23 protein-coding genes are annotated in these 24577 nt (G+C 72.8%); 4 read left to right on the top strand and 19 right to left on the bottom strand.

Annotation, left to right across the window (positions count from 1 at the left end):
- Window positions 1-11: 11 nt before the first annotated feature.
- Together aspS and HGA03_RS04145 are read right to left on the bottom strand one after the other, a co-directional pair.
- The gene (gene aspS / locus HGA03_RS04150; protein ID WP_168628984.1) at window positions 12-1802 is read right to left on the bottom strand and encodes an aspartate--tRNA ligase; all 1791 of its coding nucleotides are present in this window, start codon (window positions 1800-1802) and stop codon (window positions 12-14) included.
- Between the two features lie 84 nt (window positions 1803-1886).
- The gene (locus HGA03_RS04145; protein WP_168628983.1) at window positions 1887-2939 is read right to left on the bottom strand and encodes an Rv2578c family radical SAM protein; all 1053 of its coding nucleotides are present in this window, start codon (window positions 2937-2939) and stop codon (window positions 1887-1889) included.
- A 135-nt stretch (window positions 2940-3074) separates the two neighbouring features.
- On the opposite strand from HGA03_RS04145, the gene HGA03_RS04140 reads away from it, so the two are divergent.
- The gene (locus tag HGA03_RS04140; protein ID WP_168628982.1) at window positions 3075-3587 is read left to right on the top strand and encodes a TspO/MBR family protein; all 513 of its coding nucleotides are present in this window, start codon (window positions 3075-3077) and stop codon (window positions 3585-3587) included.
- A gap of 58 nt (window positions 3588-3645) precedes the next feature.
- On the opposite strand, the gene hisS is transcribed toward HGA03_RS04140, so the two are convergent.
- Together hisS and HGA03_RS04130 are read right to left on the bottom strand one after the other, a co-directional pair.
- On the bottom strand, window positions 3646-5004 hold the full coding sequence (gene hisS, locus HGA03_RS04135) for a histidine--tRNA ligase (RefSeq protein ID WP_168628981.1): 1359 nt from the start codon (window positions 5002-5004) through the stop codon (window positions 3646-3648).
- 5 nt (window positions 5005-5009) lie between these two features.
- Window positions 5010-5705: an MBL fold metallo-hydrolase gene (locus HGA03_RS04130; RefSeq protein ID WP_168628980.1), complete on the bottom strand. Its 696-nt coding sequence runs from the start codon at window positions 5703-5705 to the stop codon at window positions 5010-5012.
- A 140-nt stretch (window positions 5706-5845) separates the two neighbouring features.
- Between HGA03_RS04130 and HGA03_RS04125 the strand changes: the two genes are divergently transcribed.
- From HGA03_RS04125 to HGA03_RS04115, 3 genes are all read left to right on the top strand, one after another.
- The gene (locus HGA03_RS04125; RefSeq protein ID WP_168628979.1) at window positions 5846-6631 is read left to right on the top strand and encodes a peptidylprolyl isomerase; all 786 of its coding nucleotides are present in this window, start codon (window positions 5846-5848) and stop codon (window positions 6629-6631) included.
- Window positions 6628-8520: a DUF349 domain-containing protein gene (locus HGA03_RS04120; RefSeq protein WP_239073453.1), complete on the top strand. Its 1893-nt coding sequence runs from the start codon at window positions 6628-6630 to the stop codon at window positions 8518-8520. Before HGA03_RS04125 ends, HGA03_RS04120 begins: the two co-directional genes overlap by 4 nt.
- A 134-nt stretch (window positions 8521-8654) precedes the next feature.
- Window positions 8655-9233 carry a hypothetical protein gene (locus tag HGA03_RS04115; protein WP_168628978.1) on the top strand — a complete coding sequence of 193 codons (579 nt, stop codon included), beginning with the start codon at window positions 8655-8657 and terminating at the stop codon, window positions 9231-9233.
- 13 nt (window positions 9234-9246) lie between these two features.
- Here the strand turns inward: HGA03_RS04115 and HGA03_RS04110 are convergent, their stop codons facing one another.
- From HGA03_RS04110 to HGA03_RS04040, 15 genes are all read right to left on the bottom strand, one after another.
- Window positions 9247-11565: a RelA/SpoT family protein gene (locus HGA03_RS04110; RefSeq protein WP_168628977.1), complete on the bottom strand. Its 2319-nt coding sequence runs from the start codon at window positions 11563-11565 to the stop codon at window positions 9247-9249.
- A gap of 74 nt (window positions 11566-11639) precedes the next feature.
- Complete coding sequence (locus tag HGA03_RS04105; RefSeq protein WP_168628976.1) at window positions 11640-12185, bottom strand: adenine phosphoribosyltransferase; 546 nt, start codon at window positions 12183-12185, stop codon at window positions 11640-11642.
- The gene (gene secF / locus HGA03_RS04100; protein ID WP_168628975.1) at window positions 12185-13276 is read right to left on the bottom strand and encodes a protein translocase subunit SecF; all 1092 of its coding nucleotides are present in this window, start codon (window positions 13274-13276) and stop codon (window positions 12185-12187) included. Before secF ends, HGA03_RS04105 begins: the two co-directional genes overlap by 1 nt.
- Window positions 13276-15351 carry a protein translocase subunit SecD gene (secD, locus tag HGA03_RS04095; protein ID WP_168628974.1) on the bottom strand — a complete coding sequence of 692 codons (2076 nt, stop codon included), beginning with the start codon at window positions 15349-15351 and terminating at the stop codon, window positions 13276-13278. Before secD ends, secF begins: the two co-directional genes overlap by 1 nt.
- Before the next feature lie 97 nt (window positions 15352-15448).
- Window positions 15449-15838, bottom strand: coding sequence for a preprotein translocase subunit YajC (gene yajC, locus HGA03_RS04090; protein ID WP_168628973.1), 390 nt, complete (start codon window positions 15836-15838; stop codon window positions 15449-15451).
- 108 nt (window positions 15839-15946) lie between these two features.
- The gene (gene ruvB, locus HGA03_RS04085; protein WP_168628972.1) at window positions 15947-16996 is read right to left on the bottom strand and encodes a Holliday junction branch migration DNA helicase RuvB; all 1050 of its coding nucleotides are present in this window, start codon (window positions 16994-16996) and stop codon (window positions 15947-15949) included.
- Window positions 16989-17606: a Holliday junction branch migration protein RuvA gene (gene ruvA, locus HGA03_RS04080; RefSeq protein ID WP_168628971.1), complete on the bottom strand. Its 618-nt coding sequence runs from the start codon at window positions 17604-17606 to the stop codon at window positions 16989-16991. The genes ruvB and ruvA overlap by 8 nt, the downstream gene beginning before the upstream one ends.
- Window positions 17607-17687: 81 nt before the next feature.
- Complete coding sequence (ruvC, locus tag HGA03_RS04075; protein WP_168628970.1) at window positions 17688-18257, bottom strand: crossover junction endodeoxyribonuclease RuvC; 570 nt, start codon at window positions 18255-18257, stop codon at window positions 17688-17690.
- Between the two features lie 79 nt (window positions 18258-18336).
- On the bottom strand, window positions 18337-19092 hold the full coding sequence (locus HGA03_RS04070) for a YebC/PmpR family DNA-binding transcriptional regulator (protein WP_168628969.1): 756 nt from the start codon (window positions 19090-19092) through the stop codon (window positions 18337-18339).
- 73 nt (window positions 19093-19165) lie between these two features.
- On the bottom strand, window positions 19166-19792 hold the full coding sequence (gene pdxT / locus HGA03_RS04065) for a pyridoxal 5'-phosphate synthase glutaminase subunit PdxT (RefSeq protein ID WP_168628968.1): 627 nt from the start codon (window positions 19790-19792) through the stop codon (window positions 19166-19168).
- Between the two features lie 61 nt (window positions 19793-19853).
- The gene (locus HGA03_RS04060; protein WP_239073454.1) at window positions 19854-21005 is read right to left on the bottom strand and encodes a pyridoxal phosphate-dependent aminotransferase; all 1152 of its coding nucleotides are present in this window, start codon (window positions 21003-21005) and stop codon (window positions 19854-19856) included.
- Window positions 21006-21112: 107 nt separating this feature from the next.
- Window positions 21113-21706 (bottom strand): NUDIX hydrolase, encoded by a 594-nt coding sequence (locus tag HGA03_RS04055; protein WP_308439730.1) that lies wholly within the window; start codon window positions 21704-21706, stop codon window positions 21113-21115.
- Entirely contained in the window at window positions 21703-22638 is a 936-nt protein-coding gene (gene pdxS / locus HGA03_RS04050) for a pyridoxal 5'-phosphate synthase lyase subunit PdxS (RefSeq protein WP_168628966.1), read from the bottom strand. The genes HGA03_RS04055 and pdxS overlap by 4 nt, the downstream gene beginning before the upstream one ends.
- A gap of 70 nt (window positions 22639-22708) precedes the next feature.
- Window positions 22709-23335, bottom strand: coding sequence for a hypothetical protein (locus tag HGA03_RS04045; RefSeq protein WP_168628965.1), 627 nt, complete (start codon window positions 23333-23335; stop codon window positions 22709-22711).
- 52 nt (window positions 23336-23387) lie between these two features.
- Window positions 23388-24572 (bottom strand): glycosyltransferase family 4 protein, encoded by a 1185-nt coding sequence (locus HGA03_RS04040; protein ID WP_168629474.1) that lies wholly within the window; start codon window positions 24570-24572, stop codon window positions 23388-23390.
- Window positions 24573-24577 lie beyond the last annotated feature (5 nt).

The raw sequence follows: 24577 nt of genomic DNA, 5'->3' as shown, positions 1-24577 counted from the left end.
CAGCTCCGCGGTCAGTGCTGGTCCGCGGCGTCCGCCGCGGGCTGCTCCGCCTTGGGCTTGGCGTCCACGCCGGCCTCCTTGCGCTGCTGCGCGGTGATCGGGGCCGGGGCGCCGGTCAGCGGGTCGTAACCGCCGCCCGACTTCGGGAACGCGATCACGTCGCGGATCGACTCGGAGTGGGTCAGCAGCGCGACGATCCGGTCCCAGCCGAAGGCGATGCCGCCGTGCGGCGGGGCGCCGAACTGGAAGGCGTCCAGCAGCCAGCCGAACTTCTCGTTTGCCTCCTGCTCGCCGATCCCCATCACCTGGAACACGCGCTCCTGCACGTCGCGGCGGTGGATACGGATCGAGCCGCCGCCGATCTCGTTGCCGTTGCACACGATGTCGTAGGCATAGGCCAGCGCGTGGCCGGGGTCCTCCTCGAAGCGGTCGATCCACTCCGGCGTCGGGCTGGTGAAGGCGTGGTGCACGGCGGTCCAGGCACCCTCGCCGACCGCCACGTCGTCGTCCTCGCCGGTCGGCTTGAACAGCGGCGCGTCGACCACCCAGACGAAGGACCAGGCGTCCTCGTCGATCAGGCCGCCGCGCTTGCCGATCTCCAGCCGGGCGGCACCGAGCAGTGCCCGCGCCTCGGTGGCCTTCCCGGCGGCGAAGAACACCGCGTCACCGGGCTGGGCGCCGACCGCGGCGACCAGGCCCTCGCGCTCGGCCTCGGAGATGTTCTTGGCCACCGGCCCACCGAGGGTGCCGTCCTCGCCGACCGTGACGTAGGCCAGGCCCTTGGCGCCACGCTGCTTGGCCCACTCCTGCCAGGCATCGAAGCCACGACGGGGAGTCGCCGCGCCGCCGGGCTGCACCACCGCGCCGACGTACGGCGCCTGGAACACCCGGAACGGGGTGTCGGAGAAGAACTCGGTCAGCTCGACCAGCTCCAGGCCGAACCGCAGGTCGGGCTTGTCGGTGCCGTACAGCCGCATCGCGTCCGCGTAGGTCATCCGGGCGATCGGGGTCGGGATCCGGTAGTCGATCAGGTCCCAGAGCGCGACCAGGATCTTCTCGCCGAGGGCGATCACGTCCTCCTGGTCGACGAAGCTCATCTCCACGTCGAGCTGGGTGAACTCCGGCTGCCGGTCGGCGCGGAAGTCCTCGTCGCGGTAGCAGCGGGCCAGCTGGTAGTACCGCTCCAGGCCACCGACCATCAGCAGCTGCTTGAACAGCTGCGGCGACTGCGGCAGCGCGTACCAGCTGCCCGGCGCCAGGCGGGCCGGCACCACGAAGTCGCGGGCGCCCTCCGGGGTGGACCGGGTCAGGGTCGGGGTCTCGACCTCGACGAACTCCTCGGCATCCAGCACCGTGCGGGCGGCCTGGTTGGCCTTCGCCCGCAGCCGGATCGCGTGCGCGGGGGCGGGCCGCCGCAGGTCGAGGTACCGGTAGCGCAGCCGCGCCTCCTCGCCGACCGGCTCGTCCAGGGCGGTGGACACCTGGAACGGCAGCGGCGCGGCCTCGTTCAGCACCACCACGTCGGTGGCGACGACCTCGACCTCACCGGTGGCCAGCGAGGTGTTCTCGTTGCCCTCCGGGCGGCGGCCGACCTCGCCGGTCACCTGCAGCACGTACTCCGCGCGCAGCCCGTGCGCCACCGCCTCGTCCCGGATCACGACCTGGGCGATGCCCGAGGCGTCCCGCAGATCGACGAACGCCACCCCACCGTGATCCCGGCGACGATCCACCCACCCGGTCAGGGTGACGGTGGAGCCGATGTGCTCGGCCCGCAGCGAGCCGGCGGTGTGGGTGCGCAGCACGGGTAGTCCTCTCGGGGTGGGGTCGGAGCCGCCATGACGGCGACCCGCGCGAGTCTATCGCCGCCGAGCCGATCGGCAGGCCGGTCAGAACAGTGCGGGCTGCTGCACCCCCGTCTGCGCCGGGGCCGGCTGGACGGCCTCGGGCACCGCGAGCGCCCCGCGCCGCCACCGCCCGAAGGTGGTCTCCCCCTCCGGCGGCCGACCGAGCCCGTGCCGGGCGCGCAGCGGTCGCACCCGGTCGCTCAGCCAGCGCCGGTACTCCGCCGGGACGTAGGCGCCGGTCCCGTACAGCCGCCGGTACTTGGCCACCAGGGCCGGCCGGTGTTCCGCGAGCCAGCGCATCATCATCGGGTGCACCGGGCCGCGCAGGTGCAGCGGGATGGTGGTGACCCAGCTCGCCCCGGCGTCGGCGAGCGCCCGGAACAGCTCGTCCAGGTGTGCGGTGCCGTCGGTCAGCCACGGCATGATCGGGGCGACCAGCACCCCGCACTCCAGCCCGGCCTCCCGGGCGGCCCGGATCAGGCCCAGCCGGGCGCGCGGGGTCGGGGTACCCGGTTCCATCGCCTGCTGGAGCTCCTCGTCCCCGATCGCCAGCGACACCGCCAGGGAGACCGGCACCTGCGACCCGACCTCGGCCAGCAGCGGCAGGTCGCGGCGCAGCAGGGTGCCCTTGGTCAGCACCGACAGCGGCGTGCCGGACTCGCCGAGCGCGCGGATGATCCCGGGCATCAGCGCGTACCGGCCCTCGGCCCGCTGGTACGGGTCCGTGTTGGTGCCGAGGGCGACCAGCTCGTGCGTCCAGGACCGGCGGCGCAGCTCCGCGGTGAGGACCTCGACGATGTTGGTCTTGACCACGATCTGGGTCTCGAAGTCGGTGCCGGCGTCCAGGCCGAGGTACTCGTGGGTGGGCCGGGCGAAGCAGTACGTGCAGGCGTGCAGGCAGCCGCGCATCGGGTTGACCGTCCACCGGAACGGCACGTCGCTGGTGTCGTGCACCTTGTTCAGCGCCGATTTGGCGTGCACCTCGTGGAAGGTCACCCCGGCGAACTCCGGCGTGCGCACCGACCGCTGGTGGCCGGCCATCGCCAGCCCGGGGAGCGTCTGCTCCGCCGCCACCTTCTGCCCGTCCCATCGCATGCGCCCATTCGAACACATGTTCGATCGTGCGACGAATGCGGACAAGGTGCGACGTTCTGGGCGGTTCGGGCGACAGCTTCTCCGCACTCATCCGGCTCCGGTTGCCGGCGGGCCGGGCCCGGCGGACGGTGGGGTATGACCACCGCCGCCACCGCCGACCGCCCCGTCTCCGAGACCCGCCGCCGCACCTGGCCGGTGCTGGTGCTGCTGCTGGTGATCAACGCGCTGGTCGCCGGGGGTGGGTCGATCGCCTCGACCTCGGGGGTGCACGGCTGGTACGCCGACGCCGCGAAGCCGGACTGGATCCCGCCGAACTGGGTGTTCGCCCCGGTGTGGACGGTGCTCTACGTGCTGATGGCCGTCGCCGCCTGGTGGGTGTGGCGGGACGTGCCGGGCCGGGCTGCGCGGTTGCCGCTGGTGCTCTACGGCGTGCAGCTCGCGCTCAACGCCGCGTGGACGCCGGTGTTCTTCGGTGCGGAGCTGCTGGGCCCGGGGCTGGTGATCATCCTGCTGCTGGAGGTCGCCCTGGTCGCCACGATCGTCGCCTTCCACCGGGTGCACCCGCGGGCGGCGTGGCTGCTCGGGCCGTACCTGGCCTGGGCGCTGTACGCCACCACGCTGAACGCGGCGGTCGCCGCCCTGAACTGAGCCGGGACGCACGAAGGCCGGTCCCCCACGACGGGGACCGGCCTTCGTGCTGCGTGCCTCAACCGGCCGCCGGCACCACCCGGGGCCAGCGGTCCTCGTCCGACGGGGCCCAGGTCGCGGCGTCCGCGTCGACCTGCTCGCCGGAGCGGATGTCCTTGACCTGGTCCGGCCCGTCCGCACCGGGGAACCAGACGAACGGGATCCCGCGCCGGTCGGCGTGCTTGATCTGCTTGCCGAACTTGGCCGCCGTCGGCGCCACCTCCACCGGGATGCCCCGGGAGCGCAGCGCCGTGGCCACCGCGTCGGAGGCCGGCCGGGTGTCCTCGTTCGCCACCGCGACCAGCACCGCCGCGGGCACCGACCGGGTCGCGGTGACCAGCCCGGCGGAGATCAGCCGGGACACCAGCCGGGAGACGCCGATGGACAGCCCGACGCCCGGGTAGGTGTTCGCCCCGTCGGAGGCCAGCGTGTCGTAGCGGCCGCCGGAGCAGATCGACCCCAGCTGCTCGTGACCGACCAGCACCGTCTCGTAGACCGACCCGGTGTAGTAGTCCAGCCCGCGGGCGATCTTGAGGTCGGCGACCACGACACCCGGCGCCCGGACCGCGGCCGCCTCGATCAGTTGCCCCAGCTCGGACAGGCCCTGCTCCATCAGCTCCGAGTCGACGCCGTGGCTCGCCGCCAGCGCCCGCACCCGGTCGATCACCGTGGCGTCCGAGCCGGAGATCGCCGCCAGGTCGAGGCAGGCCCGGGCCTGGGTCTCGGTGGCACCGGCCTCGGCGACCAGCAGCGCGGCGACCTTCTCCGGGCCGATCTTGTCCAGCTTGTCGATGCTGCGCAGCACCGCCTCGACGTCGTCCAGCCCGATCCCGCGGTAGAAGCCCTCGGCCACCCGGCGGTTGTTCACCAGGATCCGGACCTCCGGCACCCCGATCCCGCGCAGCGCACCCAGTGCCTCGGCCATCACCAGCGGCAGGTCGACCTCGTAGTGGTACGGCAGGTCACCGGCGCCGACCACATCGATGTCCGCCTGCACGAACTCGCGGAACCGGCCGTCCTGGGGACGCTCACCGCGCCACACCTTCTGGATCTGGTAGCGCTGGAACGGGAACGCCAGGTGGCCGGCGTTCTCCAGCACGTACCGGGCGAAGGGCACCGTCAGGTCGAAGTGCAGCCCGAGCCGGGAGTCCTTGCCGCCGTCCTCGCCCTCCTCCTGCAACCGGCGCAGCACGTAGACCTCCTTGGAGGTCTCCCCCTTGCGCAGCAACTGGTCCAGCGGCTCGACGGCCCGGGTCTCGATCCCGGCGAAGCCGTGCAGCTCAAAGGTGCGGCGCAGGGTGTCCAGGACATGCTGTTCGACGATCCGGCCGTCGGGGAGCCACTCGGGGAAACCGGACAGGGGGGTGGGGCGTGCCATGCGGGTCATCCTGCCAGGTCGGCCAGGAACGGATTGGTCGCCAGCTCCTCGGACACCGTCCCGGACGGGCCGTGTCCGGGCAGTACGGCGGCGTCCCGCGGCAGCCGGGCCACCACCTCGCGCAGCGTGCGTCCCATCACCGCGGTGTCACCACCGGGCAGGTCGGTGCGCCCGATCGTGCCGCGGAACAGCACGTCGCCGGTGCACACCGCGTCCTCGCCCACCAGGTACAGCGTGGACCCCTCGGTGTGCCCGGGCGCGTGCCGGGCGACCAGCCGGACCGAGCCGAACACCAGCTCGGCGTCCGCGGTGCGCTCGCCGTCCTCCCCGGCGCCGATCAGCTCCCGTCCCGCCGGCGGCCGCCAGGTGGCCGACATGCCCATCGACTCCAGTGCGGCATGCACCCCGGACCGCACGCCACCCAGTGACTCCAAGGGGTCGTCCAGCCGATAGGCGTCCCGGGCGTGCACCGTCAGCGGCACCCCCGCGGCATTGGCGACCCGGCCGGCGTCCCAGACGTGGTCGGCGTGCCCGTGGGTCGCCAGCACCCCGGTGATCCGCAGCCGGTCCTCCTCGACCACCCGGGCCACCGACGGTGCCACCCCGCCCCCGGCGTCCACCACCACGGTGTCGCCGTCGTCGGCCACGATCAGGTAGCAGCAGGCACCGAACACCGGCGCGGTGAGCGTGAGGATGCGCATCTGCCCACGGTATCGGCCCGCGACCACCACCGGCAGACGCCCCGACCAGCCGCGGAGTGCCGGTCTTGGGCACGCGCCCGCCTAGACTGTCCGCTGGCGCGGGACTGCCCGCGCGCGAGCGTCGAGCCCAGGGAGTGTCCGTGCCGTCCAGCAAGCGCGAGCGCGAGTACGAACGCCGCCGGTACGAGAAGTGGCAGCAGCGCCAGGCGGCCAAGCGGGCACAGCGCCGCCGGCAGCGGGTCATCGCCGGGGTCGTCGCCGCCGTCCTGGTGCTCGGCATCGGCGTGACCACCGTCGTCCTGCTCGGCCGCGACGACTCCGGCGCCACCGCGAACGCCACCGACACCCCCAGCCCGACCAGCTCCGCCGAGACCATCGGCGGCGAGGCCCGCACCGGCAACGGCGGCGAGGTCCCCGACCCCGCCGTCGCCGAGGACCGCACCTGGACCGGCACCATCGCGCTCAACACCGGCGAGGTCGGCATCGAGTTGGACGGCCAGGCCGCCCCCCAGGCGGTCGCGAACTTCGTGACCCTGGCGCAGGAGGGCTACTTCGACGGCACCGACTGCCACCGGCTCACCACCGACGGCCTGTTCGTGCTGCAGTGCGGCGACCCGACCGCCACCGGCACCGGCGGCCCCGGCTACACCTTCGGCCCGGTGGAGAACGCCCCGGCCGACGGCATCTACCCCGCGGGCACCATCGCGATGGCCCGGTCCTCGGAGGAGGACAGCCAGGGGTCGCAGTTCTTCATCGTGTACGAAGACACCGAGCTGCCGACAGACGGCGGCGGGTACACCGTGTTCGGCCAGGTCACATCGGGACTCGACGTGATCCAGGCCATCGCTGACGCGGGTGTCGCGGACGGGGCCACCGACGGCCAGCCCGCGAACCGCGTCACCATCGAGGGAGTGGAGACCCAGTGACCGAGACCCCCGCCGACCAGCCCGGCACCGAGAACGCCACCACCCCGCCCACCGACACCGAGGGCGCGGCCGAGCAGACGACGAACACCGGGGCCGCTGCGCCCGGGGAGGTCGCCGGCGAGGCTGCTGCTGACGAGGTCGCCGCAGAAGGCGTTGCGACCGAGGAGACGGCTGCAGAGCCGACCGCCGAGGCCGAGGACCTGACTCCTGCCGCCGAGAGCGTGGCTGACGCCACCGGCGACTCGACCGCCGCCGCGGAGGACGCCGCCGCCGAGGCGTCCGCCGGTGACGCCGCGACCGACGGTTCTGCTGCCGAGGCCGTGGACGCCGCGGACGCCACGGACGCGACCACGGTGGACGCCGCGGAGGGTGGGGTCGCGGAGGCGGAAGCCACGGCGACCGACGCTGGGGACGCGTCCGCGGCCGACAGCGACAGCGCTCCCGCGATGGACGAGGCCGCTCAGCCCGCCGCTGCCCCCGCCCCGGCGCCGACCCCGGCCACCACCCCCCGGCCGCGTGCCCCCAAGCCCAGCGCCCTGCGTCCCCGCCCGGGTGCGCCCCGCTCGGGTGGCCCGGCCGCGGCACCCACCACCCCGGTGGCCCCGACCCCCGCCCCGGACGACTCGGCGGAGGCGAAGGCCGCGGCCGAGTTCGGCCGGGTCGACGACGAGGGCACGGTCTACGTGCGCGAGTCCGCGGGCGAGCGCCCGGTCGGCCAGTTCCCCGGTGCCACGGCGGAGGAGGCCCTGAGCCTGTACGTCCGCCGGTTCCTGGACCTGCAGGCGAAGGTCGCGGTCTTCGAGGCCCGGCTGCAGGCGACCGATCTGGCGGTCAAGGAGATCGACCAGACCCTGACCCGGCTGACCGAGGAGCTGAGCGAGCCCGCCGCGGTGGGCGACCTGGCGGGTCTGCGCGACCGGCTGGATGCGCTGCGCGGCGTGGCCGCCGAGCGGCGCGCCCAGGTGGAGGCCGAGCGTGCCGCCGCCAAGCAGGTCGCGATCGAGGCCCGCACTTCCATCGTGGAGAAGGCGGAGAAGATCGCCGCCACCGACCCGGCACGGATGCAGTGGCGTCCCGCCGGCGAGCAGCTCCGCGCCCTGCTGGACGAGTGGAAGGACGCGCAGCGCTCCGGCCCGCGCATCGACCGCCCGACCGAGGAAGCGCTGTGGAAGCGGTTCAGCCACGCCCGGACCACCTTCGACCGTGAGCGGCGGCACTACTTCGCCGAGCTGGAGACCCGCAACGCCTCGGCGAAGACGGCCAAGGAACAGCTGGTCCAGGAGGCCGAGGCGCTGTCCGGCAGCACCGACTGGGGTCCGACCGCCGGGAAGTTCCGCGACCTGATGACGCGCTGGAAGGCCGCCGGCCGGGCGTCCCGCCAGGACGACGACGCGCTGTGGGCCCGGTTCCGTGCCGCCCAGGATGCCTTCTTCCAGGCCCGGGACGCCCTGAACGCCGCGATCGACGAGGAGTACCGGGCGAACCTGGAGGTCAAGGAGGCCCTGCTCGTCGAGGCCGAGGCGATCGACGTGTCCGCCGGGCTGTCCGCCGCCAAGCAGAAGATCCGCTCGATCCAGGATCGGTGGGAGGCGGCGGGCAAGGTGCCGCGGGCCGACATCCAGCGGGTCGAGGGTCGCCTGCGCGCCGTGGAGAGCAAGATCCGCGACGCCGAGCAGACCGAGTGGCGGCGCACCAACCCGGAGACCCGGGCCCGCGCCGAGGGGGCGGCCGCGCAGCTGGAGCAGGCGATCGCCCAGCTCGAGGACGACCTGTCCGCCGCCAAGGCCGCCGGCAACGAGCGCAAGATCAAGGAGGCGCAGGCCGCCCTGGACGCCCGGCGCTCGTGGCTGGAGCAGGTGCAGCGGGCCGCGAACGAGTCGCGCGGCTGATTCCGCCACCGAAGGGCCCGGAACGGCGACGTTCCGGGCCCTTCGTCTGTCCACAGCCGGCACTGGACCGCAGGTTGTCCCCAGATCCGTCCGAGGGGCTGGGCACCGCCCGCCGACCGGCGCAGGGTGGAGCCATGTCAGTGACCACGATGCCCCCGCCCCTGAGGCCCGCCGCCCGCGATGACGGCCTGTTCCGGCCCACCGACCTCGACCCGATCGCCTGGCAGATCCTCGTCCACGAGGGTGCGCTGCGGGTCGTCGCCCCCGGGGTGGCGATGCCGGTGCGCCGCCGCCCCACCCCGGCACACCGGGCCGCCGCCCTGCACGGGCTGCTCCCCCGCGGCTGGCTGCTCGGCGGCGCCACCGCGTACTGGATCCACGTCGGCGATGCCGGGCCGACCGCGCTCGCCCTGATCTCACCACCGGGGGCGCACCGGCCACGGAACCTGCCCGGCCGGATCCTGCACCAGAACGTCCTGCCCGCGCGGGACCGGACCGAGATCGCCGGCGTGCCGGTCACCACCCCGCTGCGCACTGCGGTGGACCTGGCCTGCTTCACCGAGCCGGTGGCGGCACTCCCCCGGCTCCTGCGGCTGGCCGGCCAGGGAGTCGACCTGCAGGCGGCCCTCAACCGGGTGGCGGGGCTCGGACGTCAGCGCGGGGTGGTCCGGGGCGACCGGACCCTGCGCGAGGCCCTGCGCCGGCTCGGCTGACCCGGACGCCGGATCAGCCGCCGACGGGCTGGTGATCCGCCTTCGCGCCGGTGATCCGGTACACGTCGAAGACGCCCTCGACCTTGCGGACCGCGGCCAGCACCGAGGCCAGGTGCGAGGGCTCGGCCATCTCGAAGACGAAGCGCGACATCGCCACCCGGTCCCGGGAGGTCGACACCGACGCGGAGAGGATGTTGACGTGACTGTCCGAGAGCACCCGGGTGATGTCCGACAGCAGCCGGGACCGGTCCAGCGCCTCGACCTGGATCTGGACCAGGAACAGCCCACCGGTGCCCTGGCTCCACTCGACGTCCACCATGCGCTCGGGCTGCTGGCGCAACTGGCCGACGTTGATGCAGTCCGACCGGTGCACGCTGACCCCGTCACCGCGGGTGATGAAGCCGACGATGTCGTCGCCGGGCACCGGGGTGCAGCACTTGGCGAGCTTCACCCAGATGTCGTCGACGCCCTTGACCACGACACCCGGGTCGCCGGTGCGCACCCGCCGGGCGGTCTGGCCCGGGCGCGCGGTCTCGGCGATGTCCTCCTCGGTGCCGGGCTCGCCGCCCATCGCCTGCACCAGCTTCTGCACCACGGAGGCAGCGGACACCTGGCCCTCGCCGACCGCCGCGTACAGCGCGGACACGTCCGCGTAGCGCATCTCGTTCGCCAGGCCGACCAGGGCCTCGTGCGACAGCAACCGCTGGATCGGCAGGTTCTGCTTGCGCATCGCCTTCGCGATCGAGTCCTTGCCGTGCTCGATCGCCTCTTCGCGGCGCTCCTTGGTGAACCACTGCCGGATCTTGTTCCGGGCACGCGGGCTGGTGACGAAGCCGAGCCAGTCGCGGGACGGTCCGGCGGTCTCCGACTTGGAGGTGAAGACCTCGACGACGTCGCCGTTCTCCAGCTTGGTGTCCAGCGGGACCAGTCGGCCGTTGACCCGGGCGCCCATGGTCCGGTGCCCGACCTCGGTGTGCACCGAGTACGCGAAGTCCACCGGGGTCGCACCGGCAGGCAGCGCCATCACGTCACCCTTGGGCGTGAAGACGTACACCTCGCCGTCGGCGATCTCGAACCGCAGCGAGTCCAGGAACTCCGAGGGGTCCGCGGTCTCCTTCTGCCAGTCCACCAGCTGCCGCAGCCAGGTCATGTCGGCGCCGTCCGGCTCGTCGCCGCCGCCCTGGTTCTTGGCGTTCTCCTTGTACTTCCAGTGCGCCGCCACGCCGTACTCGGCACGACGGTGCATGTCGTGGGTACGGATCTGGATCTCCACCGGCTTGCCGCCGGGGCCGATCACGGTGGTGTGCAGCGACTGGTACAGGTTGAACTTCGGCATCGCGATGTAGTCCTTGAACCGGCCGGGGACCGGGTTCCATCGCGCGTGCAGCGTGCCGAGCGCCGCGTAGCAGTCCCGCACGGTGTCCACCAGGACCCGCACGCCCACCAGGTCGTAGATGTCCGCGAAGTCGCGACCGCGGACGATCATCTTCTGGTAGATCGAGTAGTAGTGCTTCGGCCGGCCGGTGACCGTGGCCTTGATCTTCGCCGAGCGCAGGTCGCCGCCGACCTGCTCGCGGACGGTGGCCAGGTACTCCTCGCGGGCCGGGGCGCGCTCGGCCACCAGGTGCACGATCTCCTCGTACACCTTCGGGTAGAGCGTGGCGAAGGACAGGTCCTCCAGCTCCCACTTAATCGTGTTCATGCCCAGCCGGTGCGCCAGCGGGGCGTAGATCTCCAGGGTCTCGCGGGCCTTGCCCTCGGCCTTGTGCTGCGGGACGAACTTCCAGGTACGGGCGTTGTGCAGCCGGTCGGCGAGCTTGATCACCAGCACCCGGATGTCCCGGGACATCGCGATGACCATCTTGCGCACGGTCTCGGCCTGCGCCGCGTCGCCGTAGGTGACCTTGTCCAGCTTGGTCACGCCGTCCACCAGCATGGCGATCTCGGGGCCGTACTCGGTGCGCAGCTGATCCAGCGAGTAGTCGGTGTCCTCGACCGTGTCGTGCAGCAGCGCGGCCGCCAGGGTCGGCGGGGTCATCCCGAGCTCGGCCAGGATCGTGGCCACTGCCACCGGGTGGGTGATGTACGGGTCACCGCTCTTGCGCAGCTGCCCGCGGTGGGCCTTCTCCGCCGTGATGTAGGCGCGCTCGATCAGACCGAGATCGGCCCGGGGGTGGTTGGTCCGCACCGCCTGCAACAGCGGCTCGATCGCCGCGGTCTGACCGGGCACCCGGCCCTGCCCGAACCGGGCGAGGCGCTGGCGCACCCGGGCGGTGGCACCGGTGACCGCGGGGGTCTCGCGGGCGTCAGGCGTGCGCACGGAATCCGCCATGACACCCACCTCCCCTCGGCCCCAGGCCGGTCACCACCGTCCCGGACGGACGATCGGACGATTCTACGACCAGCTCAGTCCACACTCAGCAGCGCACTGAGCGGATGCCCCGCCAGGCGCTCACGCCCGGGCAGGAACGTCAGCTCCATCAAGAAGCTCAACCCCACGACCTCGGCGCCGCATTCCTCCAGCAGCTCGATGGTCGCCAGCGCGGTGCCACCGGTAGCGAGCACGTCGTCCACCACCAGGACCCTGGATCCGGGCCGGACGGTGAAGGGGTGCACCTCCACCGCGGCGGTGCCGTACTCCAGCTCGTACTCCCGCCGGGCGACCGGGCCGGGCAGCTTGCCGGCCTTGCGGATCGGCACGAAGCCGGCGCCGAGCTCCTGGGCGACCGGGGCGGCGACGATGAAGCCACGCGCCTCCATCCCGGCGACCAGGTCGATCGGGCCCGGGATCGCGTGCGCCATCGCCTTGACCGTGGCGGCGAAGGTGTCGGCATCCGCGAGCAGCGGCGTGATGTCCTTGAAGATCACGCCGGCATTCGGGTAGTCCGGCACGTCCCGGACCAGCTGGGAGATCCGTTCGGCGAGTTGTTCGTCCTGGTGCGAGGTGGTCATCAGCGGCCCTTCCGGCGCGGCTGGGCGGAGGTGCCCTGGTGGGACCCCGGACGGATCTGGCCGGTCATCCGGAGCGAGTCGGCGGTGGCGGTGTCGTCGCCTGCCTCGACCACGGCGGCCGACCGGGCGGCGAGCACCTTGGCGGTGTGCTCCCGGATCGGCTTCTCCCGCAGCCGGAACGCGACCTCCAGCGGGGTGGCCAGGAAGACCGAGGAGAACGCGCCGACGAACATGCCGATGAACAGGGCGAGCGCGATGTCACGCAGCGTCCCGGCGCCCAGCACGAAGGCACCGATGAACAGGATCGCCGCCACCGGCAGCAGGGCGACCACGGAGGTGTTGATCGACCGGACCAGGGTCTGGTTGACCGCCAGGTTCGCGCGTTCCTCGTAGGTGGCCTTGCCCTGCTCGGTCACCCCGACCGTGTTCTCCCGGACCTTGTCGAAGACCACGACGGTGTCGTAGACCGAGTAGCCCAGGATGGTCAGGAAGCCGATCACGGTCGCCGGGGTGACCTCCCAGCCGACCGCGGCGTAGACGCCCACGGTGACCGCGATGTCGTGGAACAGCGCGATGATCGCCGCCGCCGCCATCCGCCAGTTGCGGAAGTACACGGTCATCACCACGGCGAGCAGCACCAGGAAGACCACCAGCGAGGTGCCGGCCTTCTTGGACACGTCGGCGCCCCAGGTCGGGCCGATGTAGGACGAGGCGACGTCGTCGTCGGTGACGCCGTAGGCCTCCTCCAGTGCGACCCGGACCTGCTCCACCTGGTCGTTGGTGAGCTCGGCGGTCTGGACCCGGATGCCGGAGGACCCGACGGTGGTCACCCGCGGGACCTCGTCCGGGGCCACCTGCGCGACCGCATCGATCGCCGGCTGCTGGTCGGTGGAGCTCACGTTGGAGACGGTGAACTCGGAGCCACCGCGGAACTCGATGCCCGGCTGCAGACCCGGCTTGATCAGCAGGATCGCCGACAGGACCACCAGGATCCCGCCGATCAGGAACCACAGCCGGCGGCGGCCGACGATGTTGTACGACCGGCGGCCGGTGTAGAGGTCATTGCCCCACTGGGCGAAGTTCACAGCCATCAGTCGTTCCCCTCGGTGCGCTCGGCCGGGGTGCTGCCGTCCTGCGCCGGATCGTCCGGTGCGGTCCCGGGACTGCCGGGACCGGTGTCGTCGGCGCCCATGGACCCGGCGCCGGTGGAGCCTGCGCCGGTGGACTCGGCGCCGATCGACTCGGCGCCGGTGGTCCCCGCGGCGGCCGCCTTGGCCGCGGCGCGGCGCTCGGCGATGGTGCCGCCGGCCACGGTGGTGGCGACCAGCGGGTTCTCGCTGGACAGCCCGGCGTCGGCGGGCTCGGCGCGGCGGCCGGTGGCCACCCGCCCGCGGCCGACGTACCGGGTTCCGGTGGGGGCGCCCAACCGGCGCGGATCCAGGCCGGACAGCGGGTGACCACTGCCGAAGAACTTGGTCTTGGCGATCATCAGCATCACCGGGTGGGTGAACAGGAACACGATCAGCAGGTCGATCAGCGTGGTCAGGCCCAGGGTGAACGCGAACCCGCGCACCGAGCCGACGGCCAGGAAGTACAGCACGATCGCGGCCAGGAAGTTCACCGCGTCGGAGGCCAGGATGGTGCGGCGTGCCCGCTCCCAGCCGCGGTCGACGGCGGCGACCAGGGTGCGGCCCTCACGCAGTTCGTCCCGGATGCGTTCGAAGTACACGATGAACGAGTCCGCCGTGATACCGATCGCGACGATCAGGCCGGCCACACCGGGCAGCGAGAGCCGGTACCCCTGGGTCCAGGACAGCAGGGTGATCACCCCGTAGGTCATCACCGCCGCGATCACCAGGGACAGCACGGTGACGAAGCCGAGCGCCCGGTACTGGAACAGCGAGTAGAGCACGACCAGCAGCAGGCCGATCAGGCCCGCGATCAGGCCCTTCTCCAACTGCTCGGAGCCCAGGGTCGCGGAGATCTGCTCCTCGGACTGCACCTCGAAGGAGATCGGCAGCGCGCCGAACTTCAGCTGGTTCGCCAGCGTGGTCGCCGTCTCCCGGGTGAAGGAGCCGGAGATCTCCGCCTTGCCGTCGGAGATGATCGTCCCGGAGGACAGCGACGGCGCGGAGATGACCAGGCCGTCCAGCACGATGGCGAACTGGTTCTGCGGCGAGGTCAGGCCCTGCAGCCGGGTGGTGACCTCGGTGAACTGCTCGGTGCCGGTCTTGTCGAACTCCAGGTTGACCACCCACTGACCGGTGGACACGCCCTGGGAGTTCACGCCCATGCCGGAGGAGGCGTTGGAGATGTGGTCGCCGGTGATCTCGACCGGGCCCAGGATGTACTTCACCGTGCCGGACGGGTCACAGGTGACCATCGCGGCGTCCGGGTCGGAGTCCTGACCACCGGTGAGGTTGTCCGGGTCGGTGCAGTCGAGCGCGTTGAACTCGTCCAGCACCTCCTGGGTGACGTAGTAGTCGGTGTCGCTCGGCGACTCGGGGCCGGTCGCGTCGGTGCCGTCGGTGGCCTCGGCGGTCGGCTCGGCGCTCGGGTCGTCGGTGGCGGCGGCGTTGCGCACCACGGCCTGGTCCTGCGAGGTGGCGACCGCGTTCTGGAACACCGCGTCGGTGGAGGCCGACGAGTTCTCCGCGGTGGCGCCGTCGGTGGGCTCGGCGGTGGCGGCGTCGTCCGGGCTCACCGTCTCCTCGGCCGACGGGTCGGCGGTGGCGGACGCGTCCGCGGTGGAGTCATCGGTCGGCGTCGGGTCGGCGTAGGTCAGCACCGGCCGGAACTCCATCTGGGCGGAGGTGCGCACCAGGTCGAGCGTGGCCTCACTGGGCTTGCCGGGCAGCGCCACGACGATGTTGGACCCGCCCTGGCTGCTGATCTCCGCCTCGGCGACACCGGAGGAGTCCACCCGCTGCCGGATGACCTCGATCGCCTGCTGGATCGTGGCCTGGCTGACCGCCGAGTTGTCCTCGGTCCGGGGCGCCAGGATCAGCTGGGTGCCACCCTCGAGGTCGAGGGCGAGCTTCGGGGTCCAGGTCGCGTCGGACCACTTCGTCCCGGCGAAGAGCGCGGCGAAGACGGCGACGATCAAGACCACCAGCGTGATCAGCGGGCGCGCCGGGCTGTGCCGGCGGCGTGTGGGAGGGGCCAACGCTCTTCTTCTCTCGTGCGCGTACCGCCCGCGGAATGCGGGCGGTACGGATGGTAGGGCCCCGGCCGGCTGAACGCCGGGATCTTGCCCGGTCGGATCAGTTCTTGTTCTTGCCGTCCTCGTCACCGAAGGGCTCGATGGTGGTGCCCTCGTCGGTCAGCGGACGGTCGGTGACGTCGAACTCGTCGGTCTCCGAATCCTCGGGGTCCTCGATGTCCTCGTCCTCGTCCTCGACCGGCGGCTCCACGACCTTGGCGATCGCGGCCTTCAGCCACCGGGTCTCGGTGCCCGGGGTCGACTCCAGGGTCACCACGTCACCCTCGACGCCCACGACGGTCCCGAACAGACCCGAGCCGGTCATGACCTCCTGGCCGGGCTGCAGGTTGTCGCGGAAACTGGCCGCCGCCTGCTGCTGCTTGCGCGCCCGGCGCGACATGAACCACATGGCGGCGACGCCGATGACGAGGATGATGATCAGAGGATCCACGGTGCTCCCTACGAATGACGTCCGCCGCAGTCTAGGCGCCACGGCTCCGGGGCTCCTAACGAGTGCGGGACGGGCGAGGTTCCCGGCGGACGGCTCGCGGGGCCGTGCTCAGCCGAAGAGGGTCCCGGTGGGCGCCGGCGCGGACAGCCCCAGGTGCGCCCAGCCCTCGGCGGTGGCCACCCGGCCGCGCGGGGTGCGACCGATCAGCCCTTCGCGGACCAGGAACGGCTCGGCCACCGTCTCGACCGTCTCTGGCTCCTCGCCGACCGCCACCGCGAGGGTGGTCAGGCCCACCGGCCCGCCGCCGAACCGGGTGCACAGCGCGGTCAGCACCGCCCGGTCCAGCCGGTCCAGGCCGCGCACGTCGACCTCGTAGACCTCCAGCGCGGCCCGGGCGGCATCCAACGTCAGTTCGCCGGTGCCGCGCACCTCCGCCCAGTCCCGGACCCGGCGCAGCAACCGGTTCGCGATCCGCGGGGTCCCGCGCGACCGGGAGGCGATCTCGGACGCGGCCTCCACGTCCAGCGGCACGCCGAGCAGTCCGGCCGAGCGCAGCAGCACCCGCTCCAGCTCGTGGTCGGCGTAGAAGTCCAGGTGCCCGGTGAAGCCGAACCGGTCCCGCAGCGGGGCGGGCAGCAGCCCGGCCCGGGTGGTCGCGCCGACCACGGTGAACGGTGGCAGCGCCAGCGGGATCGCACTCGCCCCGGCGCCCTTGCCGACCACGACGTCGACCCGGAAGTCCTCCATCGCGACGTAGAGCAGTTCCTCCGCCGGACGGGCCAGCCGGTGGATCTCGTCCAGGAACAGCACCTCGCCCTCCTCCAGGGAGGACAGGATCGCCGCCAGGTCGCCGGCGTGCTGGATCGCCGGGCCGCTGGTCACCCGCAGCGAGGTGCCCAACTCGGCCGCGATGATCATCGCCAACGTGGTCTTGCCCAGTCCGGGCGGACCGGACAGCAGCACGTGGTCCGGGGTGCGCCCGCGTGCCAGCGCCGACTGCAGCACCAGCGACAGTTGCTCGCGCACCACCGCCTGGCCGACGAACTCGTCCAGGTGCCGGGGCCGCAGTGCCGCCTCGGCCGCCCGCTCCAGCTCGTCCGCGCCCGCCCGGACCAGGGACTCTCCCCCGTCGTCCTCGGGCAGCTCGACGTCAGCCACGGCCGGCACCCAACCCACGCAGCGCCGCCCGCAGCACGCCCGCGACCTCGTCGGCGCCGATCGGCCCCTCGGTGTCGGCGAGCACCCCGGCCACCGCGTCCTGGGCCACCTTGACGTTCCAGCCCAGGCCGACCAGTGCCTCGACCACCTCGTCCCGTCGGTCCGCCGGCGCCGCCTGGGCCCGGCCGGCGCCGATCCCGTCGCTCACCGGCACACCCAGCCGGTCACCGAGCTCCAGCACGATCCGCTGGGCGCCCTTCTGCCCGATCCCCGGCACCCGCTTCAGCGCCGCCAGGTCCTCGGTGGCCACCGCGCGCCGCAGCCCGTCCGGCGTGTGCACCGCCAGCATCGCCAGCGCCAGCCGCGGGCCGACGCCGGACACCGACTGCACCACCTCGAACACATCGCGCTCGTCGTCGTCCGCGAAGCCGAACAGGGTCAGCGAGTCCTCCCGGACCACCATCGAGGTGGCCAACCGGGTCTCCTGCCCGACCCGCAGCCCGGCCAGCGTCGTGGGAGTCGCCTGCACCAGCATCCCGACCCCACCGACCTCGACCACCGCGGCATCCAACCGCACCGTCAGCACCGTCCCGCGCACCGAGGCGATCACACCGGGTCCTTCCGTTCGACGATCGACAACTGCCGGGCAGTCTGCCACGGGTGCGAACAGGTGTACGAACGACACGCAGCGTCAGGCGCGCACCCGGCGGGCCTTCTGCTCGGCCTCGGCCCAGGCGCGCTGGGCGGCGGTCATCGACCCGGGCGCCCGCTGCGGACCGCCCACCGCGCCCGCCGGCCGCCACAGGTGCGTGATCGCGATCGCCAGGGCGTCGGCCGCGTCGGCGGGCTTGGGGGTCTCGGCGAGCTGGAGCAGGCGGGTGACCATGTGCTGCACCTGGGGCTTGTCCGCCCGGCCGTTCCCGGTGACCGCCGCCTTCACCTCGCTCGGCGAGTGCAGGGCGACCGGGATCCGCCGCCGCGCGGCCGCCAGCATCGCGATCCCGGTGACCTGGGCGACCCCGATCACCGAGTCCAGGTTGTCGTGGGCGAAGATCCGCTCGATCGCGACCGTGTCCGGGGCGTGCTCCTCCAGCCACACCTCGATCTGGTCGCCGATCCGCAGCAGCCGCTGGTCGATGTCCTCCTCCGGCCCGGAGCGTGCAACCCCGACCGCGACCATCCGGACCCGCCGCCCGGACAGACCGTCCACGACGCCCAGGCCGCATCGGGTCAGACCGGGGTCGATGCCGAGGACACGCATGCGCCCAGTGTCGCAGCCGGGTGCCCACACACGACGACGCCCCGCCGCAGACCGGGTGCGGCGGGGCGTCGTCGGCGGCTCACTCCTCGTCGAGGGCGGCCATCACCTCGTCGGAGGCGTCGAAGTTGGTGTAGACGTTCTGCACGTCGTCGGAGTCCTCGAGCGCGTCGATCAGGCGCAGGATCTTGCGGGCGCCCTCCTCGTCCACCTCGACCTGGGTGGAGGGGTAGAACACCGAGTCGGCGGAGTCGTAGTCGATGCCGGCCTCCTGCAGCGCGGTGCGCACCGCGACCAGGTCGGTCGCCTCGCTCAGCACCTCGAAGGAGTCACCCATCGCGGTGACCTCCTCGGCGCCGGCCTCCAGGACGGCCTCCATGATCGTGTCCTCGTCGGTGCCCTCGGCCGGCACCATCACGACACCCTTGCGGGAGAACACGTAGGCGACCGAACCGGGGTCGGCCATCTGGCCACCGTTGCGGGTGAAGGCCACCCGGACGTCGGAGGCGGCACGGTTCCGGTTGTCGGTCAGGCACTCGACCAGCACGGCGATGCCGCCGGGGCCGTAGCCCTCGTACATGATCGTCTGGTAGTCGGCGCCGCCGGCCTCCAGACCGGAGCCACGCTTGACCGCGCGGTCGATGTTGTCGTTCGGGACCGAGGACTTCTTCGCCTTCTGGATGGCGTCGACCAGGGTCGGGTTGCCCGCGGGGTCACCGCCGCCGACGCGGGCGGCCACCTCGATGTTCTTGATCAGCTTGGCGAACAGCTTGCCGCGCTTGGCGTCGATTGCCGCCTTCTTGTGCTTGGTGGTGGCCCACTTGGAGTGCCCCGACATCGGTTACCTACCCCTTCGATCCCTGGTCTGAGTTGAGGATCCGCGCCTGCGACGCTGCCGCGCAACCGTCCCCTCAGGGGCGCACCGACGCAGCCGCTTCGCGGACCATCTCCACGAACAAGCGGTGCACCCGCGTGTCGCCGGTCACCTCCGGATGGAAGGACGTGGCGAGCAACGAGCCCTGGCGCACCGCGACAATCCTACCGGCGGCCGGCCCGGATTCGACGCGGGCGAGCGCGGTGGCGGCCGGACCGACCTCCTGCACCCAGGGCGCCCGGATGAACACCGCGTGCACCGGCCGGTCCTCGGACTCCGGGATCCCGTCGATCCGCACGTCGGTCTCGAAGGAGTCCACCTGCCGGCCGAAGGCGTTCCGCCGGACGGTCACGTCCAGGCCGCCGAGGGTGCGCTGACCGTCGATCCCGCCCTCGATCCGGTCGGCCAGCAGGATCATCCCGGCGCAGGAACCGTAGGCCGGCATCCCCGCGGCCAGTCGCTCCCGCACCGGCCCGTCCAGGTCGAAGGCGCGCAGCAGCTTGTCGATGGTGGTCGACTCCCCGCCCGGCAGCACCAGGGCGTCCACCGCGTCCAACTCGGCCCGGCGGCGCACCGGGACGGCAGCGGCTCCGGAGGCGGTCAGGGCGGCCAGGTGTTCGCGCACGTCGCCCTGCAGGGCCAGCACGCCGATCGTCACGGTCACCCGGACATCCTACGAATCCCCGCAACCACACCCACCGCTGGCTCGATCTCGTGCGGTGAGGTCAGGCCGTGGCCGGGGCCAGGTCCGGGCCGGCGCCCGGGGCCAGGTCCGCGTCCGGGACCGTGACATCGGACCAGGTCACGATCAGGTCGGCGAGCCGGTCGAGCCCGGCCAGCAGCGCCGAGCGCTCGCTCGCCAGCGACACCCGGACCATGCCCTCGCCGCCCGGGCCGAACGCGCTGCCGGGCGACACCGACACGTGCCGCTCGTCCAGCAGGCGCAGGGCGAAGGCCTCGGAGTCGGTGGTGGCGGCGGAGACGTCGACCATCAGGTAGAACGCACCCTCGGGCCGGACGCAGCCGATGCCGCGGGTGGTGAGCAGCTCGACGGCGGCGTCCCGGCGTTCGCGGTAGGAGTCCACGGCGGCGGCAACCTCGTCCTGCGGGCCGGTGACCGCGGCCAGGGCGGCCCGCTGACCGACCGAGGACGGGCAGGCGACCGTGGCCTCGGCGACCTGACCCAGCAGGTCGATCACCTGCTCGTTGCGGGAGACCGCGTAGCCGATCCGCCAGCCGGTCATGGCGTAGGTCTTGGAGAAGCTGAAGAAGGTGACCACCCGGTCGTCGGTGTCGAAGGTGGCCGGGCTGACGTGCGGGGCGCCGAAGGTGATCGCCTCGTAGCACTCGTCGGAGAACACCCACAGGTCGTGCCGGCGGGCGAGCTCGACCACGCCGGCCAACAGCTCGGCGGGGTACATCGCGCCGGTGGGGTTGTTCGGGGAGCAGACCACGATGATCCGGGTCGCCGGGGTGATCGACGCCTCGATGTCGGCCAGGGTCGGCACGAAGCCGTTCTCCGCCCGGGCCGGGTAGGTGCCGACCTCGACCCCGGCGGCGACCGCGGCCATCCGCCAGTTCGGGAATTCCGGGTCCGGCAGCAGGATCTGCTCCCCCGGTCCGGCCAGCGCGTTGATCGCCATCGCCAGGCCGTGCATCGCCCCGTGCGAGACCACGATCTGGTCGGGGGTGACGGTCAGGCCGTTCACCCGGGAGACCTTCTCGGCCAGGGCGGCGCGCAGCTCGGGCTCGCCGGTGCTGGAGGTGTAGGCGGTGTGCCCGGCGGCGGCGTCCCGGGAGGCGGCGGCGACCACATGCGCCGGGGTGGTGGCGTCGGGTTCGCCGATCTCCAGCCGGATCGCCTGCGGGTCGCGCATGGCGAGCTCCATCAGGGTCCGGATTCCGGAGCGGTGCATACGGGTGACAGGGGAGGTCGAGATCGGCACCCGGCGACGATACCTCCTGTTGTTACCGTCCGGTACGGTCAGTCCACCTGTAGCCCCAGGTGCCGGGTCACACCGTCCCACCCGCGCAGCAGCGGCCGCACCAGGTCGGGCAGTCCTTCCGGGAACACCTCGATCCGGACCCCTGCGAGCTCGTCCAGGTCCCACCAGCGCATCTCGTCCAGCACCGAGGCCTCCAGCGCGGTCCAGCCGTCGCTGGCCAGCACCGAGTCGCCGGGGATCCGGGCCAGGAAGAACTCCTCGTCCTGCCGGCACCGGTGCGCGACGAAGTCGAAGATCGCCGACCGGGTCAGCACCGGCCCCACCAGCGCCGACGGGTCCAGGGTCAGGCCGGTCTCCTCCCGGACCTCGCGGATCGCGCCGTCCCGCGGCGACTCCTGCGGTTCCAGCCCGCCGCCGACGGTGAACCACCAGGAGCGCTCCGGCTGGTCGACGTCGTGCCCGCGGACCAGCAGTACCCGGTCCGCCTCGTCCAGCAGCAGCACCCGGGCGGCGGTGCGGAACGGCAGACCGCCCGGCCCCGGCAGCCACTCCGGACCCAGGCCCGGGAACGGCACCGGCCCGCCGGTCCCCGCGGGGATCGACGGGCCGGTGCCGGGGTCGGGCAGGCTCACCAGCCGCGCTCGGCCAGGCGGTGCGGCACCGGCACGTCGTCGACGTTGATCCCGACCATCGCCTCGCCCAGGCCGCGGGAGACGTTGGCGATCACGTCCGGGTCGTCGTAGAAGGTGGTGGCCTTGACGATCGCGGCGGCACGCTCGGCCGGGTTGCCGGACTTGAAGATGCCGGAGCCGACGAACACGCCCTCGGCGCCGAGCTGCATCATCATCGCGGCGTCCGCGGGGGTGGCGATGCCGCCGGCGGTGAACAGCACCACCGGGAGCTTGCCGTTCTTCGCGACCTCGGCGACCAGCTCGTAGGGCGCCTGCAGCTCCTTGGCGGCCAGGAACAGCTCGTCCTCCGGCAGCGAGGACAGCCGGCGGATCTCGTCCCGCAGGGTGCGCATGTGGGTGGTCGCGTTCGACACGTCACCGGTGCCGGCCTCGCCCTTGGAGCGGATCATCGCCGCGCCCTCGGTGATCCGGCGCAGCGCCTCGCCCAGGTTGGTCGCCCCGCAGACGAACGGGACGGTGAACTGCCACTTGTCGATGTGGTGGGCGTAGTCGGCTGGGGTGAGCACCTCGGACTCGTCGATGTAGTCCACCCCGAGCGCCTGCAGTACCTGGGCCTCGACGAAGTGCCCGATCCGGGCCTTGGCCATCACCGGGATGGACACCGCGTTCACGATGCCGTCGATCAGGTCCGGGTCGCTCATCCGGGCCACGCCACCCTGGGCGCGGATGTCGGCCGGCACCCGCTCCAGGGCCATCACCGCGACGGCACCGGCATCCTCGGCGATCTTGGCCTGCTCGGCGGTGACTACGTCCATGATCACGCCGCCCTTGAGCATCTCGGCCATGCCGCGCTTCACCCGGGCGGTGCCGACCACGGCGTCGCTGCTGGTGGGGGTGGTGGTGCTGTCGGTCACGGTGCCCTCGCAGTTCATCGGGGTGTCAGCGGCTTGCGTCCGGCCATCGTAATCCTGCCCGGGTCCGCGCCGTGCCGCTGTCCGCACGTCAGCCGGCCGACGACTCCGGCGGGGTCCCGGCGGCGCCCAGCGCGCTCGGCCAGGCGTCGTCCAGTTCCAGGGTCTGCGGCATCGGCGCCCGGCCGGCCAGTCGCAGGGTGCGCACCGCGAAGCCGCGGCGCATCCGCTGGGCCTGGGCGACGGCCTCGTTGTGGAACCGGCGGGCCAGCTGCACCCGGTACCAGGCGTCGGCCAGGGCATCGAGCAGTTCGGCACCGCCCGGTTCCTCGCGCACCTCGGCGACCTCGGCCGGGTCGTCCAGCACCTCGCGCAGGGTGGCGGACAGTTCACTCTCCACCGAGCCGCGGTCGGCTTCCGGGGCGGGCGCGGCGATCCCAGCGGGCAGCGGGGCGATCCCCTCGGTGTCCGGCCGGCCGGCCCGGATGGACGCCCACGCGGCCTCGCCGACCAGCACCGAGCTGACCGGGTCCAGCAGCCCGGAGGCGGACAGGGTGGAGGCGGCCGACGCCCGCCGCAGCAGCTGGGTGTCCACCACCGCGCGGGAGGCGGCGACCTTGCGGTGCAGCCGGTCGATCCGGTTCGCGGTGACCCACAGCCACCACACGATCAGCAGCACCACCGCCACCACGATGACGGCGATCTCGCTCCAGGTCATCTCGGGGTCCCCTCCCGCTCGCGAGCGCAGCGGGCGAGGGCGTCGGGTGTCGTCACGACTCGTCCCCCCGCCAGCGGCGCAACCGCCCACGCACCGACGACGGGTCCTCGCCCACCGGCGCGTGCCCGCTCTCCACCGCCATCTCGTACACGGTGAGGATCTGGTGCGTCACCGTCGACCAGTCGTAGCGCATCACCGCCGCCGAGCCCAGGTCAGCCAGCTCGGCCCGCCGCCCGGGGTCGCCGAGCAGCGCGGTCAGCACCCGGGCCAGGTCGTCACCGTCGCCGGTGCGGAACAGCTCACCGGCCCGGCCCTCGTCCAGCACCCGGCGGAACGCCCCCAGGTCGCTGGCCACCACCGGGGTGTGCGCGCTCATCGCCTCGACCAGCACGATCCCGAAGGACTCCCCACCGGTCTGCGGCGCGACGTAGGCGTCCACCGAGCGGAACAGTGCGGCCTTCTCCTGGTCACTGACCCCGCCGAGAAACTCGACCGCGTCGGCGTCGTCCCCGATCAGCTCGCGGACCTCCTCGGGGCCGGTGTCGCCCCGCCCGGCGATCAGGAACCGGACTCCCGGGATCGCCCGGCGCACGGCGGGCACCGCGGCCAGCAGCACCGGCAGGCCCTTGCGCGGCTCGTCCAGCCGGCCGAGGAAGGCCACGGTCGGCCGCTCCGGGGTGCCGGTCCAGCGCGGGTCGGCCTGCGCCTGGGCGAAGTGCTGGACGTAGACGCCGTTCGGGATCACCACCGCGTCGCCGCCGAGGTGGTCCACCAGCGTGCGGCGGGCGTCCTCGGACACCGCGATCCGGGCGCTGATCTTCTCCAGCGACTGCCGGACCAGCGGGTAGGCCACCTGCAGCGACCGGGACCGTTGCTGCGAGGAGTGGAAGGTCGCCACCACCGGCCCGTCGGCGATCCACAGCGCGAGCATGGCCAGCGACGGGCTCATCGGCTCGTGCAGGTGCAGCACGTCGTACTGCCCGGCCTCCAGCCAGCGCCGGACCCGGGCGGCGGTGACCGGCCCGAAGGCCAGCCGGGCGACCGACCCGTTGTACCGGACCGGCACCGCCCGCCCGGCGGAGGTCATGTACTCCGGGATCGGAGTGTCGTCGTCGGCCGGGGCCAGCACCCCGACGGTGTGCCCGCGGGCGATCAGTGCCTCGGCCAGGTCCCGGATGTGGAACTGCACCCCGCCCGGCGCGTCGAAGGAGTACGGGCAGACGATCCCGACCCGCAGCGGGC

It is taken from the genome of Cellulomonas denverensis (genome assembly GCF_012396125.1).
In the GTDB taxonomy this organism is placed as follows: domain Bacteria; phylum Actinomycetota; class Actinomycetes; order Actinomycetales; family Cellulomonadaceae; genus Cellulomonas; species Cellulomonas denverensis.
This window is presented reverse-complemented; position numbering and strand designations above follow the sequence as displayed.

Bases quoted from the DNA above. Each gene is read 5' to 3' on its own strand.
- ruvC (WP_168628970.1), bottom strand. From the start codon at position 18,257: ATGCGTGTCCTCGGCATCGACCCCGGTCTGACCCGATGCGGCCTGGGC.
- HGA03_RS04045 (WP_168628965.1), bottom strand. From the start codon at position 23,335: ATGACCTGGAGCGAGATCGCCGTCATCGTGGTGGCGGTGGTGCTGCTG.
- HGA03_RS04060 (WP_239073454.1), bottom strand. From the start codon at position 21,005: ATGCGCGACCCGCAGGCGATCCGGCTGGAGATCGGCGAACCCGACGCC.
- pdxS (WP_168628966.1), bottom strand. From the start codon at position 22,638: ATGAACTGCGAGGGCACCGTGACCGACAGCACCACCACCCCCACCAGC.
- HGA03_RS04070 (WP_168628969.1), bottom strand. From the start codon at position 19,092: ATGTCGGGGCACTCCAAGTGGGCCACCACCAAGCACAAGAAGGCGGCA.
- HGA03_RS04130 (WP_168628980.1), bottom strand. From the start codon at position 5,705: ATGCGCATCCTCACGCTCACCGCGCCGGTGTTCGGTGCCTGCTGCTAC.
- hisS (WP_168628981.1), bottom strand. From the start codon at position 5,004: ATGGCACGCCCCACCCCCCTGTCCGGTTTCCCCGAGTGGCTCCCCGAC.
- HGA03_RS04145 (WP_168628983.1), bottom strand. From the start codon at position 2,939: ATGCGATGGGACGGGCAGAAGGTGGCGGCGGAGCAGACGCTCCCCGGG.
- HGA03_RS04115 (WP_168628978.1), top strand. From the start codon at position 8,655: ATGTCAGTGACCACGATGCCCCCGCCCCTGAGGCCCGCCGCCCGCGAT.
- HGA03_RS04140 (WP_168628982.1), top strand. From the start codon at position 3,075: ATGACCACCGCCGCCACCGCCGACCGCCCCGTCTCCGAGACCCGCCGC.
- secF (WP_168628975.1), bottom strand. From the start codon at position 13,276: ATGGCTGTGAACTTCGCCCAGTGGGGCAATGACCTCTACACCGGCCGC.
- HGA03_RS04105 (WP_168628976.1), bottom strand. From the start codon at position 12,185: ATGACCACCTCGCACCAGGACGAACAACTCGCCGAACGGATCTCCCAG.
- HGA03_RS04110 (WP_168628977.1), bottom strand. From the start codon at position 11,565: ATGGCGGATTCCGTGCGCACGCCTGACGCCCGCGAGACCCCCGCGGTC.